Source organism: Gilvimarinus polysaccharolyticus (assembly GCF_001187555.1).
GTDB classification, from domain to species: domain Bacteria; phylum Pseudomonadota; class Gammaproteobacteria; order Pseudomonadales; family Cellvibrionaceae; genus Gilvimarinus; species Gilvimarinus polysaccharolyticus.
In genome coordinates this window covers 520,556-538,832 of sequence record NZ_LFIJ01000002.1, presented here as the reverse complement: position 1 = coordinate 538,832, position 18,277 = coordinate 520,556, and the positions used below count along the sequence as shown (strand labels likewise).

The 18,277-nt window shown below is 50.5% G+C and carries 16 protein-coding genes; 10 read left to right on the top strand and 6 right to left on the bottom strand.

What is annotated here, in order from left to right:
* The first annotated feature begins 65 nt into the window (after positions 1-65).
* The 5 genes from dprA (at position 66) to aroE (ending at position 4,323) form a co-directional block, all read left to right on the top strand.
* Positions 66-1,184: a DNA-processing protein DprA gene (dprA, locus tag GILYN3_RS10890; protein ID WP_049723007.1), complete on the top strand. Its 1,119-nt coding sequence runs from the start codon at positions 66-68 to the stop codon at positions 1,182-1,184.
* 165 nt (positions 1,185-1,349) lie between these two features.
* Positions 1,350-1,856: a 5-(carboxyamino)imidazole ribonucleotide mutase gene (gene purE, locus GILYN3_RS10885; RefSeq protein ID WP_049723006.1), complete on the top strand. Its 507-nt coding sequence runs from the start codon at positions 1,350-1,352 to the stop codon at positions 1,854-1,856.
* 4 nt (positions 1,857-1,860) lie between these two features.
* Complete coding sequence (locus tag GILYN3_RS10880; protein ID WP_408606315.1) at positions 1,861-2,430, top strand: L-threonylcarbamoyladenylate synthase; 570 nt, start codon at positions 1,861-1,863, stop codon at positions 2,428-2,430.
* Between the two features lie 58 nt (positions 2,431-2,488).
* Positions 2,489-3,409: an oxygen-dependent coproporphyrinogen oxidase gene (gene hemF / locus GILYN3_RS10875; RefSeq protein ID WP_049723004.1), complete on the top strand. Its 921-nt coding sequence runs from the start codon at positions 2,489-2,491 to the stop codon at positions 3,407-3,409.
* A gap of 77 nt (positions 3,410-3,486) precedes the next feature.
* Complete coding sequence (gene aroE, locus GILYN3_RS10870; protein WP_049723003.1) at positions 3,487-4,323, top strand: shikimate dehydrogenase; 837 nt, start codon at positions 3,487-3,489, stop codon at positions 4,321-4,323.
* A 50-nt stretch (positions 4,324-4,373) separates the two neighbouring features.
* On the opposite strand, the gene GILYN3_RS10865 is transcribed toward aroE, so the two are convergent.
* The 4 genes from GILYN3_RS10865 to hpf all read right to left on the bottom strand — a co-directional run bounded on the left by GILYN3_RS10865 (position 4,374) and on the right by hpf (position 10,494).
* A complete protein-coding gene (locus GILYN3_RS10865; RefSeq protein ID WP_049723002.1) occupies positions 4,374-5,507 on the bottom strand; it encodes a glycoside hydrolase family 19 protein in 1,134 nt (377 codons plus the stop codon).
* Positions 5,508-6,189: 682 nt separating this feature from the next.
* The gene (locus tag GILYN3_RS10860; RefSeq protein ID WP_049723001.1) at positions 6,190-7,806 is read right to left on the bottom strand and encodes a hypothetical protein; all 1,617 of its coding nucleotides are present in this window, start codon (positions 7,804-7,806) and stop codon (positions 6,190-6,192) included.
* A gap of 97 nt (positions 7,807-7,903) precedes the next feature.
* Positions 7,904-9,796 carry an alkaline phosphatase PhoX gene (locus GILYN3_RS10855; protein WP_049723000.1) on the bottom strand — a complete coding sequence of 631 codons (1,893 nt, stop codon included), beginning with the start codon at positions 9,794-9,796 and terminating at the stop codon, positions 7,904-7,906.
* Positions 9,797-10,152: 356 nt separating this feature from the next.
* A complete protein-coding gene (hpf, locus tag GILYN3_RS10850) occupies positions 10,153-10,494 on the bottom strand; it encodes a ribosome hibernation-promoting factor, HPF/YfiA family (RefSeq protein WP_049722999.1) in 342 nt (113 codons plus the stop codon).
* A gap of 189 nt (positions 10,495-10,683) precedes the next feature.
* On the opposite strand from hpf, the gene GILYN3_RS10845 reads away from it, so the two are divergent.
* Both GILYN3_RS10845 and GILYN3_RS10840 read left to right on the top strand, forming a co-directional pair.
* Positions 10,684-11,103 (top strand): secondary thiamine-phosphate synthase enzyme YjbQ, encoded by a 420-nt coding sequence (locus tag GILYN3_RS10845; RefSeq protein WP_049722998.1) that lies wholly within the window; start codon positions 10,684-10,686, stop codon positions 11,101-11,103.
* Between the two features lie 255 nt (positions 11,104-11,358).
* The gene (locus GILYN3_RS10840) at positions 11,359-13,764 is read left to right on the top strand and encodes a putative bifunctional diguanylate cyclase/phosphodiesterase (protein WP_049722997.1); all 2,406 of its coding nucleotides are present in this window, start codon (positions 11,359-11,361) and stop codon (positions 13,762-13,764) included.
* On the opposite strand, the gene GILYN3_RS10835 is transcribed toward GILYN3_RS10840, so the two are convergent.
* Together GILYN3_RS10835 and GILYN3_RS10830 are read right to left on the bottom strand one after the other, a co-directional pair.
* On the bottom strand, positions 13,761-14,435 hold the full coding sequence (locus GILYN3_RS10835; RefSeq protein ID WP_049722996.1) for a fumarylacetoacetate hydrolase family protein: 675 nt from the start codon (positions 14,433-14,435) through the stop codon (positions 13,761-13,763). The genes GILYN3_RS10840 and GILYN3_RS10835 overlap by 4 nt on opposite strands.
* Positions 14,436-14,439: 4 nt before the next feature.
* Positions 14,440-14,997: a gamma carbonic anhydrase family protein gene (locus GILYN3_RS10830; RefSeq protein ID WP_049722995.1), complete on the bottom strand. Its 558-nt coding sequence runs from the start codon at positions 14,995-14,997 to the stop codon at positions 14,440-14,442.
* Between the two features lie 106 nt (positions 14,998-15,103).
* Between GILYN3_RS10830 and prlC the strand changes: the two genes are divergently transcribed.
* The 3 genes from prlC to GILYN3_RS10815 are packed head-to-tail and all read left to right on the top strand — an operon-like array spanning position 15,104 to position 18,252.
* Positions 15,104-17,194, top strand: a complete 2,091-nt coding sequence (gene prlC, locus GILYN3_RS10825) for an oligopeptidase A (RefSeq protein ID WP_049722994.1) — start codon at positions 15,104-15,106, stop codon at positions 17,192-17,194.
* Positions 17,191-17,445, top strand: a complete 255-nt coding sequence (locus GILYN3_RS10820) for a YheV family putative zinc ribbon protein (RefSeq protein ID WP_049722993.1) — start codon at positions 17,191-17,193, stop codon at positions 17,443-17,445. The genes prlC and GILYN3_RS10820 overlap by 4 nt, the downstream gene beginning before the upstream one ends.
* A complete protein-coding gene (locus tag GILYN3_RS10815) occupies positions 17,446-18,252 on the top strand; it encodes a substrate-binding periplasmic protein (protein WP_049722992.1) in 807 nt (268 codons plus the stop codon). It begins immediately after the preceding gene.
* Positions 18,253-18,277: the final 25 nt, after the last annotated feature.

The window sequence follows — 18,277 nt, the reverse complement described above, 5'->3', positions numbered from 1 at the left end:
TGTTTAAGTAAATTTTACATAGCGCGGCGCCCGTTTGGGCGCCCACTGGCAAGGATGCTGCGATTATGGATAGTACTTCTGATACTCTTACTCACCTACTGACTCTTTTACGTTTACCCGGCCTCGGGTCGACAACCTACACTCGTTTATACCAACATTTTGGCTCCGCATCGGCGATTTACAGTGCTAAAGCTGCAGCGCTGAGGCCTTGGCTCGACCCCGCCTGCGTACAGCTGCTGCAAACACTGCGCGACAACCCACAACATGAATGGCATCAAGCGGTGACCGCCGAGCTGGAATGGCTAGCTGCGCAGCCGGAGGTTCATCCCGTAATTTGGGGCTCTGCCGATTATCCGAGGCTGTTAGCTCAAGTGGCCTCGGCGCCTGCAATTTTATATGTCCGAGGCGCGTTGGATGTACTGGAGCTGCCGCAGTTGGCGATTGTTGGGAGCCGCAATCCAAGCGCTGCTGGCCGCACTAATGCCCATGATTTTGCACAGTATTTGGCGGCTGGCGGTTTTGCCATTACCAGTGGGTTAGCGCTGGGGATTGATGCCTGTGCCCATCGCGGCGCATTGGATGCCGGTGGGGTGACCATCGCCGTGCTCGGTACCGGCATTGATCGGGTGTACCCTGCACGGCACCGAGATTTAGCCGCTGAGATCGTAAATAACGGTGGTGCAGTGGTATCTGAGTTTCCTTTAGGAACCGGTTCGGTGGCGAATAACTTCCCACGCCGCAACCGTATTATCAGTGGTTTAAGTTTGGGCACTTTAGTCGCTGAGGCCGCGGTTAAAAGCGGCTCGTTAATTACGGCACGCTATGCGCTTGAGCAGGAGCGCGAGGTATTTGCCATTCCCGGCTCGATTCATAATCCTATGGCCAAAGGTTGTCACGAGCTTATTAAACGCGGTGCCAAATTGGTTGAGTCGGCCGCTGATATCGTCGAAGAGTTAGGCGGGGCGCTGGCTTTTAAATCACAGCAAGTAACCCCGAGCCAAACACCGCCAACGTTGGCTGATGCTGATCAGCAATTACTCGAGCTGCTCGGTTATGACCCGGTAACACTTGATACTCTGTGCCAACGTAGTGGCACCGAGCCTGGGGTATTGGCGGTGCAGCTAATGACCCTAGAGCTTGAAGGCTTAATCACTCAAAATGGCAGTCATTTTTGTCGTGTGTAAGCCGAACTTGAGCTAAGCCGAAACGCCTTAGTGCTTTAAGTTTTAGCAATAGAAGCCAAGTTTCTGTGCCTTTTGTACGAAACTCAACCAAATGAGCGCAAAATTCTTGTCAGCCGAGGGGTGTTACTGTAAATTTGCCAGCTTTTTCCAGTAGAGGTAATTATCATGAGCAAGCCATTTGTTGCGATTCTTATGGGGTCGGATTCTGATTTACCGGTAATGGAAGCATCTTTTGCCGTATTGAAAAGTTTGGGTGTACCTTTTGAGGCAAGAGTAAGTTCGGCGCATCGCACTCCTGTGCAAACCCACGCCTATGTACAAGATGCCGACAAGCGCGGCTGTGCGGCGTTTATTTGCGCTGCAGGTATGGCGGCTCACCTAGCCGGTGCCGTGTCTGCCAACACCTTAAAGCCAGTGATCGGCGTGCCTATCAACTCTTCTCTAGACGGTTTAGATGCGCTGTTGTCAACGGTACAAATGCCTGGTGGCGTTCCGGTTGCGACCGTTGCCATCGGTAAGGCTGGCGCTAAAAATGCCGCTTACTTGGCCGCTCAAATCATCGGTACCTCTGATGCCGAGCTGCATCAGCGCCTGATTGCCGAGCGTCAAGCTAACGCCGATGCGGTTATCGCTAAAGATCAAGCGCTACAGGAAAAGCTCGCGAGTCTATAACTTCGTGAGTAACTGGATGGCTGATGATAGGGTCGCGCAGGCGGCCCGAGCCATTAAAAGCGGCGGTGTTATTGCCTACCCAACCGAAGCGGTATGGGGTTTGGGTGCTGATCCCGCCAACCAGCAGGCGCTGGCGCGCCTGCTGGCACTAAAGCGGCGCCCTCGGGCCAAAGGTTTAATTTTAATTGCCGCCAATATGGCGCAAATAGAGCCTTGGTTGGCCCCGTTGTCCAATAGTCATCGCACTCAATTAGAAGCCAGCTGGCCCGGCCCTGTAACTTGGTTGGTGCCAAATAATGGCCAGGCATCTCGTTGGGTAACGGGCGATTTTACAACAGTCGCGCTACGGGTCACCGACCACCCCGTGGTGCAAGCGCTGTGTTTGGCCTTTGGTGGCCCAATTATCAGCACATCAGCAAATCCCCAAGGCCAAACACCCGCACGCAGTGCCTTGCAAGTGCAGGCGTATTTTGGCGATCAATTACAGGCCATTGCTCCAGGGCAGGTGGGTGAGCGCAACCAACCCTCAGAAATTCGCGACCTGAAAACAGGTAGAATACACCGGCCGGGTTAACGCTAGGCTCAGTTATTTGGGCTGTTTATGGCGCCCGTCAGACGTACAAGAGAATCTTATGGCCCAAGACACAACAGTCGGCCCTGATAAAAATGCCGTTAAACAATATCTGCTGCAGCTGCAAGACAGCATTTGTGCGGGCCTATCCGATATAGACGGTGGCCAGTTTGTACAAGATGAGTGGACTCGCGCCGAGGGTGGCGGTGGCCGCTCGCGAGTACTGGTTGCCGGCTCGGTCATTGAAAAGGGCGGGGTTAATTTCTCGCACGTGCACGGCACCGCTATGCCAGCCTCTGCCACGGCCCATCGCCCCGAGCTTGCAGGCCGCTCATTTGAGGCAATGGGGGTATCGCTGGTGATTCACCCCAACAACCCCTATGCGCCTACCAGTCACGCCAACGTGCGTTTCTTTATTGCCGAAAAGCCCGGTGAAGAGCCTGTGTGGTGGTTTGGTGGTGGTTACGATTTAACCCCCTATTACGGTTTTGTTGAAGATTGCCGGCATTGGCATCAAACCGCTCATGATGCCTGTGCGCCATTTGGCGATGAGGTTTATCCGCGCTTTAAGGATTGGTGCGATACATATTTTTATCTGAAGCACCGCAATGAAGCTCGCGGTGTAGGCGGTTTGTTTTTTGATGACTTAAATACCCCCAGCTTTGCTCAGAGCTTTGCTTTGATGCAGGCGGTTGGTGATAGTTATTTGCCAGCCTACGCACCGATTTTACAGCGCCGTAAAGACACCCCGTTTGGCGAGCGTGAAAGGCAGTTTCAACTATACCGCCGCGGCCGCTATGTCGAGTTCAACTTGGTTTACGATCGCGGCACCTTATTTGGCTTACAAACCGGTGGTCGCACCGAATCTATTTTAATGTCCCTGCCACCCTTGGTGCGCTGGGAGTACGATTGGCAACCTGAGCCAAATTCAGCAGAAGCGCGCTTGCTTGAAGATTTTTTACCCGCGCGTGACTGGCTTTAATAACAATAAATTAAAAGCGTAAACGTTTGGTAAACATTATCCGATAGATTTGCCCCTCGTTAACCAATAGGTAATCCATGAGTGATGCATACGCCGTATTCGGCAACCCGATAGTTCAGAGTAAATCCCCCGCTATTCATCGCCAGTTTTGTGAGCAAACTGGCGAAGACATGACCTACACCAAACAGTTGGTGGCCGAAGGCGGATTCTCCAGCGCTGCGCAGGAGTTTTTTGCTCAAGGTGGTCGGGGCTTAAATATAACCGCTCCTTTTAAGCAAGACGCTTTTGTTTACGCCGACACGCTCACCGAGCGCGCTCAAAGAGCCGGTGCCGTTAACCTGCTTATCCGGCAAACAGATGGCACAGTAACTGGTGACACCACCGATGGTGTCGGCATGATAAACGACATGCTCAATTTAGGCTGGGAGTTGGCCAACAAGCGTGTATTGGTGTTGGGCGCAGGCGGTGCGGTGCGCGGTGTATTAGAGCCGCTACTGGGACAAAAGCCTAGCGAGCTGTGTATCGTCAACCGTACCGAAAGTAAGGCACAAGAGTTGGCTCGCGATTTTCACGATTTAGGCTGCATAAAAGGCACAGGTTTTGATAGCTTGGCGGGACAGCAATTTGATGTTGTGATTAACGGCACCTCGGCCAGTTTACACGGCGAGTTGCCACCGTTACCCGATAACCTGCTCGCGCCTAATGCCGCTTGTTACGACATGATGTACGCGGCAGAACCTACTATTTTTATGCGTTGGGCCAGTGAGCATGGCGCGTTAAAAGTGACTGATGGTTTAGGTATGTTAGTCGGGCAGGCGGCAGAATCTTTTTACGCGTGGCGCCATATTCGGCCAGAGGTTGTACCGGTGATTACCCAATTGCGACGTAAAATGAGCGATGGGAAAAGTAAGTAAAGTCTTAATCTGTAAGCGTCACCCGCACAAGCGGCGGGTGACGCTTAGCGTTAACAGTCTAAGTTATTGCCGGGAGTTGTACCCAATATTTGGCTGAAGTCGAGATAAATATTAATACGACTTTGAACTTGCCCTGGGTTGCCGCCGTTACATTCGAGTGATCCGTTAATGGTGCGGATAGTCTCACCAAAACCATTGCCGTTAATCATCGAATCGTGCGCTGGGCGATTACCTGCACCGCTTTGCGTCATCCAAAACCACAATGCGGTACGCCATGCAGTTGTTGGGTTTTGTGCGACTTGATCGGGGTTAGACCACAGATCCAGCCCCAAAGCTTGTCCCGCTGTGCAGTAGTTGTAGTTCCAACTTAGCTGAATTGGCCCACGCCCGTAATATTTTTTACCCGGTGCGCAGACGCCACATGCAGTAGCAGTGCCCGAGCAATAAGTCCCTTGAGCAATCTCATTGATGTAATACAAACCACCGGTTTCGTGCGAGAAATTAGCCAAGGCTGCGGCTGCTTCGCGTTTTTGCGTGGTGAGATTACCGCTGCGGCTAAAGGCCGGAAAGGTCGCCGCCGCATTTACCAAACCCGCATAGGTATAAAAGGTATTGCGGTTGGGGAACATCTGGTTAAATTGCGCTTCACTGACAATCGCAGCAAAACCGTTACCACTTGGCGTGGACGATGAGCTGCTGCTGCCATTGCCACCAGGACACGAAGGCGTAGGGTCCCAAAACCATGTGCTGATGGTTGGGTCGTAACCGGGATTATCGTGCTCGGCAATATAGTAAGAACCGCCGTACACAACGACATCACCCGCATAATACACAGCCGATGATGACCACTGCGGACAAGAGCCGTTGCCCGTGGATGAAGAGCTGACAGACGACGAGCTCGATGACCAACTGCTAGAGCTGCCACCGCCGGTGCCATCACACACGCCTAAGCTATTCCAGGCGTTGCTCCACGCCCAGCCATCACCCGGTGCGTAAGGCCCGCCAATAGAGCACCAACCACCAACGGTACATTGGTAAGCACTGTTGTTGCTTTTAACAATAGCGCCGCTACTGTACGAGCTGCCGTCCGAGTATGCCGCGCTGCCAGAGCAATTGTAAGCAAGTGCTTGGTGCGCGCCTAGCAGTGCAAAAACACACACCGCTATATTTTTTATAAGTCTCATAATGAAATCCTTTTTGTGCATGGGTTTGGTTGTGATACCGCTTTATTTCTGCGGCACTTACCACATGGCTACTACGCGTTTCCAAACAGCAGTTTAAGGACGGCGGGCAGGCGTCTAAACAATGGATCGTGCGCTGACTCTTTTCAGCTACGCTATTACAGTTATCGTCATGTATAGCCGTCATGGGGTTAACAGTTGCACGAGTCAAGTTATTGTCAGGTGGACTGCGCGCGGCACTCAAAGTGAGAGCGCGTTTTCACCATAGGTGCAAAGGACAACGTTGTCAATTTTGTTTGTTAGCAGTGGGAGAAAAGTCCGAAATTGATGTGCGGCAATTATCGCCACAACAATTAGGTGCGTTTTTTTAGTCATTCAAAAATTCATCTGGCTGATGAATGAGGCGACAAGAGAGGGCGTTATAACGTCGCTATAGATTGTTTTATCTGCGTTGCCTGTATCTGATAAAAATAAATAAACCTTTTGTAGGTTTGACTTGGCGGAGGCTTAGGGCTGGTTTCAGCTAAAGTTCAATAAAGGGTAGGCTCCTTATTAGCTGGGCTTTAAGCTAAAATATATATCCATCGCAATGAAAAATCATAATTGGACTGGAGTGTTTGAGTTTAATTATCCAGAGGGCTACTTTGATGAAGGCTAAACGCTCTAGCCTCCATCTGTCTTACATTTACTTCCAATCCAACCTTATATCCCACTGATAACGGTGCTCACTATCCAGCGGTTCTATCGCGGTATCAATCGTTTGATAGACGTTGTCTGCCGGAGTTAATACGGCGTCGCGACCGAACAAGAAGCTTTGCTCTTGGACAATACGGTAATAGGCTTTGTTTAAATTTAACGCCCGCTCGGGCGATGGGGTAATTAAATCGTACAAAGATTTTTGTGCGGCGACTTTTTCACGCTTCACCATTCCTTTACTGTCAAACCAGCGCTCTAGCATTTCACCGTTTTGACGAAATTCATCGCCGCCGCCCACACGCTCTAGGTAGGTTAAATATTCGCCTTGGGTTTCGCCAATATTGGGCGCGTCGTTAAGGGATTTTAAGTCGATATAGCCCCAGCCATTAACGCCAGGTTTTTTACGAGCGAAGGCAAAGGTTTGATCGATGGTGGTACCAATGGTTTTGTGGCAGCCCATGCAAAAGAATTGTTCTTGATCATTTTGCTTGCGCATTTCGCCATCGGCGTTTTCGATAAAGCCCCAAAGCAGCCAACCCATGCCGTTACTCATGCCGCGGTCGTCGTGATTAACCACGGCTGGTAGGTTGCCAAAGTGTTTTTCTTTGGCTTCGCGATAGTAGCTGTTGGTTAGGCGCTCTTTGGGCATGAAAGTGTCTTTGCGCATATAGCGTACTTCTTTCATGCGGCGGGCGTTGGTAATACTGCCATCTTGTGCAATGCCTACGTAGCGTACGGTGTGTAAAAATTCAGTGCCCTTAGGGTAGAGCATGTGCATTACGGGAATGTTTTGGGCATCACCAAAATAGTATTTGGTTCGATGTACGGTGGTAACGTTTGTGTTTAATTCTCCGTCGCCATTAAAGTCAGTGCCGCTGGCGGCTTCGTCTAGGGTAATGCTGGGCAGGCTTGCTTTATCGACAATGGCCATTTCTAGTAAACTTAAATTGGCAAAGTAAATGTCACGTGAATATTGCCCGTCGATTTCGCTAAAGGCGTCGGGTAGGCGGATCATTACATCATCGGTCGAGCCGTTGGTGGGCCAAAAGGTACTGGGCAAAGGTTTGTAGTTAAACGCTACCCAGCGGCTGCCGTCCAGCGCTAAACCATCTGCGTTAAAAGCGGCGGCACCATCGGCAAGATGCTCAATGATCGGAGCGCGGCCACTCCAAGCGTCGGATTTAAACCAAGCGGCCAGCGCCGAGTAATTATCTTGGTTAATGTAGTCGCGCATAAATGAGTCGCTGATGTTGCCAATCTCGGCGCTGCGGTTTTTAAATAAATTACTCCAGCGATTGGTGTTGCCGATGTCAGAAAAATCGTAGCTGCCTTGTAAGAATCCATCATTCATCATGTTGGGGTGGGCACGGTCATCACTGTTACTTTGATGGCAAATATAACAGGGATTATTTTCACCTTCGGTTTTGGTGTAGCACTGAGGTGGAATGACCGCCTCGGGATTGTAGGTTTCTTTGTGGGTTATATAGTCTTGCGCGGCGTATTCTGGCTCGGCGCTGGCGGTTTCGGTTAAGCTTTGAGGTGTTTTATCGCAACCCGCTAAATGTGCCGCCATAACCAATAATATAAGGGCTAACAGTCGGTTCATGTTTTTGCCTATGGGTACTGTATGTTGAGTGTTGTATAAACAAAAAAAGGAGCCGCAGAACGGCTCCTGTAAACGCTTTTATTGTCTGGTGTTGTGATTAGTCATTAACGCTCGGGTCGTACATCCACAAAGTGTTGTTTTCTTGGAAGCCGTCTTCGCCGATAACCAGACGACCGTCGTCCAGCACGATCACGTTGTCAGGTTGTGACAGGGCGTTTACATCGCAGCGCAGCGCACCATCTAAGGTAGAGCGGTAGGTTGAGCCCATAACAACTGGCTCGATGCGGTTAACGCTATAAGCATCGGCGCCGGTCAGCAGTGGCATGCGATACACACCGCCGCAATCTTTTACCCGAGATGACAATTGGATGTCGCCTTCGTTGTCGATCATGCCGTTATCCATATCGGCAATAGCAAAGTAAACATACGCTTGTGATACGTCTTCACCGGCGACTAAGTTGGTGCCTTCCACGGCTTCTTTCGCACGTTTTTGGTTGACGTAGATACCTTCAAACTTACGCCACTCGGCGGTGGCACCTTTAGCGCGGGCCGCTTTGCGCGACTCAAGAAAGGCGATGCGGTCGTCCATGGCCATACCGGCGGTTGTACTGCCGCCGCCGTTGGCAACGCTTGGATAGTTGGTGTCACCTGCGGCCCAGGCATCGGCATCGGCGTCGGTCAAATAGTTGCTCTGGCCTGCAACAAACTCGGCAGTGGTGATGCCGTCAAAGTCGGCAATCCAGCCATCGATGGTGGCGTTGTCGCTGTGAGCTAACTCGATCCACTGTACGTTAAAACCCGTAGTTAGCGGTTCAAAGCTGCCAGTATCTTGGATGACTTTTGCGCCATATAGTGTGCCGCTAGAAAGATCTCCGGCTGTGTCGGCGACAAATTTGTAGAGAACGCCGTTGGTATCATCTTGCGATGAATATACCGTTTTTTGATCGGGCATAACGATTGAGTTTTCGTGCTCAAAGCGGCCCAAAGTGTAGTGCTTAACCGGTACCGGAGTGGCACTGGTCGGCTCGGTGATCTCGACACTGTAATGATAGCGATAGGTGTTGGGGAAGCTCGAGGCGCCATCGGCGTCGGTAGCGGTTGGATCGATGTACATGGCCAACGCATCGCGGGCGGTTTGCTTTGACGGGTCGTTCCACTCATGAGTGTTGTCGCCCTGGTTGCCCCACTCCTCTGAGGTTAGCGGTGTGCCCCACGGTGTTACCGAACCAAAGCAGTTGGCGATGGTGCCGTAAATGCCAAAGTCCAGCATTTGCACGTCGTTGCTGTCGACTGACCAGTAGCCGGTGCTGGCGTTTTTGTTGAGCTTTAAACGGCTCATGCCACCGGGGATCGACTCCCAGTTGGTAAACAAATAACCTTCGTTGGCACCGGTGGGCACAAAGCCGTTAAAGTCTGGTGTATCAGAAGAGGCGATAACGGTTGATTTATCGGTGGCCATAATGGTGCCTAAACCTTCTGGCATGGCGCCGCCGAAGGTATCCATGGTTTGCGCGATGACTTGATATTCACCGTAAGCAACCTGAACAGTCTGACGCTCTTGCTCAGTATCGGGTACACCCACCGAAACTAAGTGTTTAGGTAACTGGTTGATATTAACGCCGGCTAATACACCCACGGTGCCGTGGCTAAAGGTTTTACCTTCGCTGTCGGTTGCGCTGTTGGCGCTGTCGGGGTGTTGCACGTTAAAGAATAGATCACCGTTCTCGGTTGCAAATGCACCGGTCACTTCGGCACCTGCAGGTACGGTGGCTAAGCGGGTTAGGCCGGGGGTCATCAAGCTGGCACTACCGGTGCCGCCGTTACCGTTGCTGCCATCAGAGCCATCGGCTCCAGCGGGGCCTTGTGGGCCGGCAGGGCCTTGCGCTCCAGCTACGCCATCTTTGCCATCGTCGCCATCACAGGCAGCTAAAGCCATAAGGCTAAACATGGCCAACGCGAGTTTACCTTTGCCGTTGAGCTGAAATGTCATTGTGTTTTCCTCGATAAATAATTATTAGCACGGTTGAAGAGGCAACACGTTAGAGGTAAAAAATGACGTTAAATATCAGCTTTAATGACGGTTTCGTGAATTTTTTGTAACCGTTTTTTGTCGTGTGAGCAGTGTTCGCCGTCACGCAGAGGCGGCTGTGGCGATTTATTTACACACCGTTGTCAGTTTTTCTTTCGGCAGGAGAGTCAAGATCACTTAAGCGTATTGTTGTGTAGTTCAGGAGGTTGTTTAAGGAGTGATCAATAGAGCTGGGATGTAATCGTACTAAGTTTTTGTATGTTTTTTGCTCTTAATAGCTTTTTACCGCCACGGTGTTAACACCGTGGCGGTAAGGCTTACAAGGCCTCTTCTTCGGTGGGCTCTTGCTCATCCAGCTGCGGTTTTTCATGGCGGTTGGATTTTACCGAGCCTTTGCGGTGGGCGAGGGCTGCCTCTAGTTTTTTAACCGCTTGGGCGATAGCGGCGTACATATCTTGATTGGCGGCTTGTACCGCTACGGGTGCTCCTAAATATTGGGTGGTGACCTCGACACTCTGGGAGGCACGCTCGACCGTTAAGGTCACTGACAGGGACTCTAGCTGAGGGAAGTGCGAACCAATCTTGGCAAATTTGGTGTTTACAGATTCACGAATAGCATCGGTGATCTCAACATGGTGACCGGAAAGTTGGATTTGCATATACTGGATTCCTTGTACCATTAAAATAAGTACCGGCAACAAAAAACATTGTTTAAAGGTACTGTTTGCGGAAGCGAGAGCTTTTCTCGGCCTCTTAGTAAACATGCGCCCGAATGCAGTAAAATTCAAGCCTGAACGACATAATATTTTTATCTTATCGACCAGTTCCAATTGCAACGGAAAAGCGCTATGTGGCAGCAAGTTGAATTTAGTCTTACTCCCCGAGGCCGAGGGTTTCATTTGATTACCGCCGAGGTGGAGCGCCAGCTGCCGGATATTAGTCAGTTGCAGTGTGGCTTGATGCACCTGTTTATTCAGCATACATCGGCAAGCCTGAGTATTAATGAAAACGCTGATCCCACAGTACGGATTGACCTAGAGAGCCACTTCAACCAGTTTGTGCCCGAGTGCGCGCCATATTATCGGCACGATTACGAGGGGGACGATGATATGCCCGCGCATATTAAAAGCAGTATCTTGGGGGTAAGTGTGAGCGTCCCCATTACCCATGGCAGGCTTAATCTTGGTGTGTGGCAGGGTATTTATTTGTGTGAGCACCGCAATAGCGGTGGGGCGCGCCGATTGGTAGCGACCGTGCAAGGTGAGTGAGTACTATCGGGTAAGTGGCTGAGTTTTATGCCGCAAAACTCCGAGGTGTGCTAAAGTCCTTAGATCGCGTGTGGCTTTTGGTTGCCTGTGTCGAAATTGACGGTTCGCGGCGCCTAGACAGAGGGCTGTGATTCTTACCCATTGATTCGATGATAGCCGCTTGTACCGCCGATTGGAGTCTGTCATTGTTTTAATCCCAGCGGCTGGGCGCATGACAAGGATTGTCGATTTGATAAAAACAACATAAAACGACCTATGACTATCGATTTATTTCAACGTCTCTCTTATAAATTAGCGCGCACCAGTTTTGTGGTGGTGGCAGTGTTGGGCGTATTGGTTGCGAGTTTGCAAGCCTATCTAGATTTTCGCAGCAATTATCAAGATATCCGTACAAATGTCGAAGAAATTAGCCGAGTAAGTCGTTCTGCGGCGCAGCGAGCCGTGTTTTTGCTTGACGAGCGACTGGCCGAGCAAGTCGTTGATGGCCTTAGTGAATATCGGTTTTTGGGCCACATCGCCATTTATGATGATCAAAACAAATTGATGGCCGAATACCGTCAGCCGGTTATCGCCAGCCAAAGCTTATGGTTAACCAAGTTGTTGGTGGGTGAGTCGGAGACGTTTGAGTATATATTACAAGATGGCGCCGACGCCCCTGCCGGTACGTTGCGATTAGAGCTTAATAAAGATCGGGCGTTAAGCCCGTTTTATCAGCGAGCGTGGCGGGCGTTGTTAACCGGTACGGTGCGTAATATTGGTATCGCGCTGGTGTTGGTGTTGGTGTATCACTTTTTGTTAACTCGCCCGTTAGTCAATCTTGCCACTCGTTTTGCTGCCCTTGATCATAGCAAGGTCCCGGTCAGTGCGATTCCGCATTTGCGTAAGCATGAGCAAGACGAGCTTGGGCATATAGTGAATTCTGCCAATAGGTTACTGAAAAATTTTAATCAAAAGCATATTGATCTTCAGCACCAACAAGAACAACAACGATTGATCTTAGATTCAAGCCCGAATCAGGTGTTTACCGTTAATACCGACGGTGATCTGTTGCTTTATAACGACGCCTTAAAACGCTATTTTAACGGTGTCGAGATTGGTAATTACTTCTCGATGTTGATAGAGGCTAAAGTCAAAGAGTCTGCCCAGGTTAAATCGTTGTTTACACGAGTGTGCCGCAAGCAAACGCCGCTGTATAACTATCAACAAAGTTTTACCGATGCTAATAATGAAACTCATGTTATGCAGGTGTCATTGGTACCTTTTGTATTTGATCATGTAGTTTGTGTGATTGTAGTGCTAAATAATATTACTGAGCTGGTCGCTGCCGAACAGCGGGTAGAATATCTTGCCTATCGCGATACTTTAACCGGGCTTGCAAACCGCAATAAAATATTAGAACAATTAGACGAAGATTTACAAACATGTAAAGAAGAAAATCGTTGCGGTGCTTTATTGTTGATTGACTTGAACGATTTTAAGCGAATTAACGACACCATGGGTCATTCGCTAGGCGATGAATTGTTGTTGCATTTGTCCCGGCGTATGGCCTTACGAGTGCACGAGCCCGAAACGTTAGCGCGGCTTGGGGGCGATGAGTTTATTTTAAGTATACCGAGAATTGCTGATAATTTAGACGAGGCAAGATCTCGCGCAGAGCATATCGCAAGTCGTTTTTTAGAGGCTATTCGTCAACCTGTAACGCTGGGCAATCAAGATTTTTCCGTTAACGCTTGTATTGGTATCGCACTCTACCCTGAGGTCGATGTATCGGTCGAGTTGTTACTGTCGCAAGCCGATACAGCACTTAATGCAGCTAAACGCAGTGAGACCAGTAGTTATCAAGTGTTTAAGCCGCAAATGGCCGAGGAAGTAAATCGGCTATTGCAGTTGGAGTCTGATATCCGCGCGTCACATCAAGATCGCCAATTTATATTTTATTTACAGCCGGTGATTGATTTACACACTCGTACACTGGTTGCGACTGAGGCGTTAATACGTTGGGAGCACCCGTTGCGAGGACAGGTGCAGCCTGCGGAGTTTATTAACTTTCTAGAAAACTCCGATATGATTCACCCCGTAGGTTTGCAATTGTTGGACGATGTTTGTCAATTTATTCGGCAACATAAAGAGACCGGACGATTTCCCTGTGAGTTAAGAGTGTCGGTTAATATCAGTGAGCGTCAACTGCATGACGCCGATTTTGTCGGTAAATGTTTGGGTGTTTTACACAAGTATAAATTGCCTGGCAGTTGTCTAGAATTTGAAATTACCGAAGGCGCGGCCTTGCACAACCTCGACGAGGTGGTTGATAAAATGCGCAAGCTGCAAAACGAGGGGATAACCTTTGCTTTAGATGATTTTGGCACAGGCTATAGTTCACTCAGTTACCTTAAGCGGTTGCCGGTAAACAAAATTAAAATTGATAAATCATTTGTCGACGATATCACCATTGACCCGCAAGATGCGGCGATGGTGGCCTCTATTATCGCTATTGCGCGCAATATGAATTTAGTGATTGTAGCCGAAGGTGTCGAGACCGATGCGCAGGCGCAATGGCTAAGCCAATACGATGGCATTTTGATACAAGGGTACTTGTTTGACCGCCCCTTGCCGCCGGACGGTTTTGCGAAAAAATACTTACCTGCGCTGGCCCATTTTTAGCGCGCGGCTGGCTTGGCTACGACAACTGATAAGTGGCACACGTCATCGAGCTTTGCCTCTAAGATATCGCCGGGTACAACCGGGCCAACCCCCGCTGGAGTGCCCGTAAACAGCAAGTCGCCAGGGGTTAGGGTTGTGTAGCGCGACAGTTCGACAATTAGCTCCGGCACGGCCCAAATCATATCGCGCCAACTGGCCTGTTGAGTGATCTTGCCATTGACGCTCAGGCTTATTGTGTCGGTCGCCTTTAAATCAGCGTAACGCCCCGGTTGTAGGGCCGAGCAAGGGGCCGATCCATCAAACCCTTTGGCTAGCTCCCAAGGGCGCCCCTGAGCTTTTGCTTCGCGTTGAATATCGCGGCAAGTCATATCCAAACCCACCGCAAACCCGCATATTGCATCTTGCGCCTGACTCAAATTTGCGTTTTGTAGCTTGCGGTCGATAGCGATCACCAGCTCAACTTCGTGATCTACTTGATGGCTATACCATGGACAAGTGAACTCACGTCCCTGCGGCAGTAGTGCGCTGGTAGGTTTAAAAAAGAAAAAGGGTGTCGCACGGGCAGGGTCGTGGCCCATCTCGCGGGCGTGTTCGCGGTAATTGCGGCCAATACAAATAATGCGCGCAACGGGCATTGGCGTGTTGCTACCGGCAATGGCAAGTGTGGGCATGGTGTTACGCCTCGGTTAAATAGTTATTTTTAAGCGTGACATAATTGCCTGCGGAATAACAAAAAAATTCTCGTTCTTGCTCTTTTAGAGGTCGTACCTGCTTGCAGGGTGAGCCCATATATAAAAAGCCAGATTCTAGTCGCTTGCCCGGTGGCACCAAGGTGCCCGCGCCTATGACTACCTCATCTTCAACTATGACGCCATCGAGTACGGTGGAGCCAATGCCAATCAAAACTCGGTTGCCAATAGTACAGCCATGTAAACAAACGTTGTGGCCTACGGTGACGTCATCGCCGATGGTGAGGGGAAAGCCCTCAGCGTTAAACGGGCCTGCGTGGGTAATGTGCAACACCGAACCATCCTGAATGCTGCTGCGCTGGCCGATGATTATGCGGTGCATATCGCCGCGAATAACGGCAAACGGCCACACCGATGTATCGCTGCCAAGGGTTACGTTGCCAATGACCAGTGCACGGGGGTCGATGTAAACTGAGGCATCAAAAGTTGGCGTATGATCAAGGTGACGGCGGATATTCGCGTCCTTGGAGTGCTGATCTTTCATAGTAAAATCCTGCGTGAAAGGCTTGCCCGCCGCGAATGGTGGGCCGATTGGGTGTATCATACCGATTCTCACGCCGAGACAAAAACCGATTCGATCCGGAGGATAAATGAGTCAAGCCAGCGATAATCCCCTACTGCGTCACAATACCTTGCCGCCTTTTGCCGAGATTAAACCCGAGCATGTGGTGCCGGCAGTGCAGACGCTAGTCGACGAGGGTCGTAGCCATTTACAGGCGCTTCTGGCCGGACTTGAAACCCCCATTTGGAAAACCTTAGTGGCGCCACTCGAGGCAGAGAGTGATCGACTAGAGCAAGCGTTTTCGCCCGTGAGCCATTTAAACGCCGTGGTCAACACCCCCGAATTGCGCGACGCTTATAATACCAGCATCGCATTGTTGACCGAATACGGCACCGAGATGTCGCAAAACCGCGAGCTGTACCAAGCCTACCAAGCGCTGGCCGATGGCGATGATTACAAACGCCTGAGCAGTACCCAGCAAAAAGTCGTCGATAACGCATTGCGCGATTTTTGTTTAGGCGGGGTTAGCCTTGAGGGCGATGATAAAAAGCGTTACGGCGTTATTGCCCAGCGCTTGTCCGAGCTGTCGACGACTTTTTCAAATAATGTACTGGATGCCACTGGCGCTTGGTATCTGCATTTTGATAATGCCGATGCTCTAGCTGGGTTGCCAGAGTCGGCCTTAGAGCAGGCTCGGCAGGCCGGCGATATTAAAAAACACGACAACGGCGAGCCCTTGGGCGGCTATGTAGTAACGCTAGATTTTCCCTCGTATTTAGCGGTGATGATGTACGCCGATGATCGTACTCTGCGTGAGCAAATGTATCGTGCGTTTGTGACCCGGGCCTCCAGCGACGGAGTTAAAGCCGATGGCAGTAGCGCTGCCGAATGGGATAACACGGGTATTATTGCCGAGACCTTAGCGCTGCGTCATGAGCAGTCGCGGCTGTTGGGTTTTGACAATTTCGCCGAGCGTTCGCTGGCGAGTAAAATGGCCTTTAGCCCCGAGCAAGTATTGGATTTTTTAAGCGAATTAGGTGAAAAATCTCGCCCCCGTGCCGAGAAAGATTATGCCGAGTTGGCCGCCTTTGCCCGAGAGCAAGGCTGCGATAATTTAGAAGCGTGGGATATGACTTACTACGGTGAGCAGTTGCGTCAGCACCAATACGCTATTTCGCAAGAGCAACTGCGGCCTTACTTCCCTGCCGAAAAAGTTATTAGCGGTATGTTCGAGGTAGTAGCGCGGTTGTTTGGTATTGATATTTTGCCCGTCGCTAGCTTTGACAGTTGGCATCCCGATGTCCGGTTCTATCATATTTTTAAAGATGGCCAGCAGATCGCCAGTTTTTACCTGGATATCTTTGCGCGCGAGCACAAACGCGGTGGCGCTTGGATGGCCGATTGTCGAGTGCGTCGTAAATTAGAGGATGGCAGCTATCAGCAGCCGGTGGCATTTTTAACCTGTAACTTTACGCCACCGGTGGGCAACACGCCGGCACTGTTAACCCATGACGAAGTCACCACGTTATTTCACGAGTTTGGTCACGGCCTGCACCATATGTTAACCACCATTGATATCGCGGCGGTGAGCGGCATTAACGGCGTTGCTTGGGATGCGGTAGAGCTGCCCAGTCAGTTTTTAGAAAACTGGTGTTGGCAAGCCGAGGTCATTGGCATGATCTCGTGCCACTATGAAACCGGTGAGCCACTGCCCCAAGAGCTATTGGATAAAATGTTAGCCGCTAAAAACTTCCAGTCGGGTATGCAGATGATGCGGCAGCTGGAGTTCTCATTGTTTGATTTTCGTTTGCACGCCGAGTACAACCCAAGCAAGCCTGTAACTGCTGCGGAGTTGTTAGATGAGGTGCGGCAGCAGGTAGCTGTTATTACGCCGCCGGCTTACAATCATTTTGAGAATAGTTTTAGCCATATTTTTGCTGGTGGTTACGCCGCTGGCTATTACAGTTATAAGTGGGCCGAGGTGTTATCGGCCGATGCATTTTCGGCATTCGAGGAAGAAGGCATTTTTAATGCAGCTACCGGGCAGCGTTTTTTGCAAGAGATATTGCAGCGCGGCGGCTCGCGTGAACCGATGCAATTGTTTGTCGGTTTTCGCGGACGTGAGCCTAGCATCGATGCACTATTGCGTCACAGTGGCTTGTTGCCGAGCGCATCATGAGTACTTATAGCACAATCAAGCGTTTTCTCGCCGGCGCCGTGTGTCCGCGCTGCGAGGCTGCCGATGCCATTGTGGTTTATTCTCGCGAAGAGCGTGATTTTCGTGAATGCGTAGAGTGTGGCTTTGTCGATGAAATGCATTTTGCACCGCAAGCGCGCGAACCCGACACTCGCATCAGTGATCAAACCATCAAGGCGGATGATGAGCAAGTGGTAAAAATTGTCTCTCTGCCGTCAGGGCGACCTCGGTAAATGGACGGGACCTGTTGGCGCAAAGTGCGGCTCTACGGATTTTTATTACTGACGTTTTTGTTTGCTCGCACGGCCTATGCGCAATTGCCCGATACAATACATTTAACGTTGACTGATTGGTGCCCATACACTTGCGCCAATCAGCCGACCATGCCGGGTATCGTGGTCGAATACGTTACCGAGTTGTTGGCGCGCGAAAACATTACCCTTAAGCTGACGTTTTTACCGTGGAGTCGAGCGGTGGCGGAGGCCCAGCGTGGCACCTTTGATGGTCTGTTAACAGCCGCGATAGACGAAGCTCCCAACATGAGTTTTACGCGTGCGCCAATATCGTATTATCAAGATTGCATGTACACCAAGCCCAGCAGTGAGTGGCAATATACAGGCTTAGAATCATTAGCAGATAAACGACTCGGAGTAGTGCAGGGATATGGCTACACGGAATTGATTAACCGCTATATTGCCGGCGCCAATGAATCGCAAGTTGTTGCACTGCGCGGTGCAAACAGTACGAGTCGGCTGTGGGATATGTTGTTGTTAGGACGGTTTGATATATTTTTAGCCGAACGGCGCGCGGTGCTTTGGCATGCGCAAGTGCAGCAGCGCAATGCGGCGACGTTACGTCAGGCATCATGCATGCCGCTGCAACCGTTTTATCTCGCTCTGTACCCTGGCCGAGATTACACCGCTGAATTATTAACGCGGCTTGATAACGCATTTGCAGATGAGAAGAATTTGGCGCTGTGGCAAGCAATACAAAAGCGTTACATGCTAGAAGACGCTAGCATGTCGCTAAGCACTTACTAGACCAATAGCTCGGCTGTTTTGAGTT

Bases quoted from the DNA above. Each gene is read 5' to 3' on its own strand.
- dprA (WP_049723007.1), top strand. From the start codon at position 66: ATGGATAGTACTTCTGATACTCTTACTCACCTACTGACTCTTTTACGT.
- purE (WP_049723006.1), top strand. From the start codon at position 1,350: ATGAGCAAGCCATTTGTTGCGATTCTTATGGGGTCGGATTCTGATTTA.
- hemF (WP_049723004.1), top strand. From the start codon at position 2,489: ATGGCCCAAGACACAACAGTCGGCCCTGATAAAAATGCCGTTAAACAA.
- aroE (WP_049723003.1), top strand. From the start codon at position 3,487: ATGAGTGATGCATACGCCGTATTCGGCAACCCGATAGTTCAGAGTAAA.
- GILYN3_RS10865 (WP_049723002.1), bottom strand. From the start codon at position 5,507: ATGAGACTTATAAAAAATATAGCGGTGTGTGTTTTTGCACTGCTAGGC.
- GILYN3_RS10860 (WP_049723001.1), bottom strand. From the start codon at position 7,806: ATGAACCGACTGTTAGCCCTTATATTATTGGTTATGGCGGCACATTTA.
- GILYN3_RS10855 (WP_049723000.1), bottom strand. From the start codon at position 9,796: ATGACATTTCAGCTCAACGGCAAAGGTAAACTCGCGTTGGCCATGTTT.
- hpf (WP_049722999.1), bottom strand. From the start codon at position 10,494: ATGCAAATCCAACTTTCCGGTCACCATGTTGAGATCACCGATGCTATT.
- GILYN3_RS10845 (WP_049722998.1), top strand. From the start codon at position 10,684: ATGTGGCAGCAAGTTGAATTTAGTCTTACTCCCCGAGGCCGAGGGTTT.
- GILYN3_RS10840 (WP_049722997.1), top strand. From the start codon at position 11,359: ATGACTATCGATTTATTTCAACGTCTCTCTTATAAATTAGCGCGCACC.
- GILYN3_RS10835 (WP_049722996.1), bottom strand. From the start codon at position 14,435: ATGCCCACACTTGCCATTGCCGGTAGCAACACGCCAATGCCCGTTGCG.
- GILYN3_RS10830 (WP_049722995.1), bottom strand. From the start codon at position 14,997: ATGAAAGATCAGCACTCCAAGGACGCGAATATCCGCCGTCACCTTGAT.
- prlC (WP_049722994.1), top strand. From the start codon at position 15,104: ATGAGTCAAGCCAGCGATAATCCCCTACTGCGTCACAATACCTTGCCG.
- GILYN3_RS10820 (WP_049722993.1), top strand. From the start codon at position 17,191: ATGAGTACTTATAGCACAATCAAGCGTTTTCTCGCCGGCGCCGTGTGT.
- GILYN3_RS10815 (WP_049722992.1), top strand. From the start codon at position 17,446: ATGGACGGGACCTGTTGGCGCAAAGTGCGGCTCTACGGATTTTTATTA.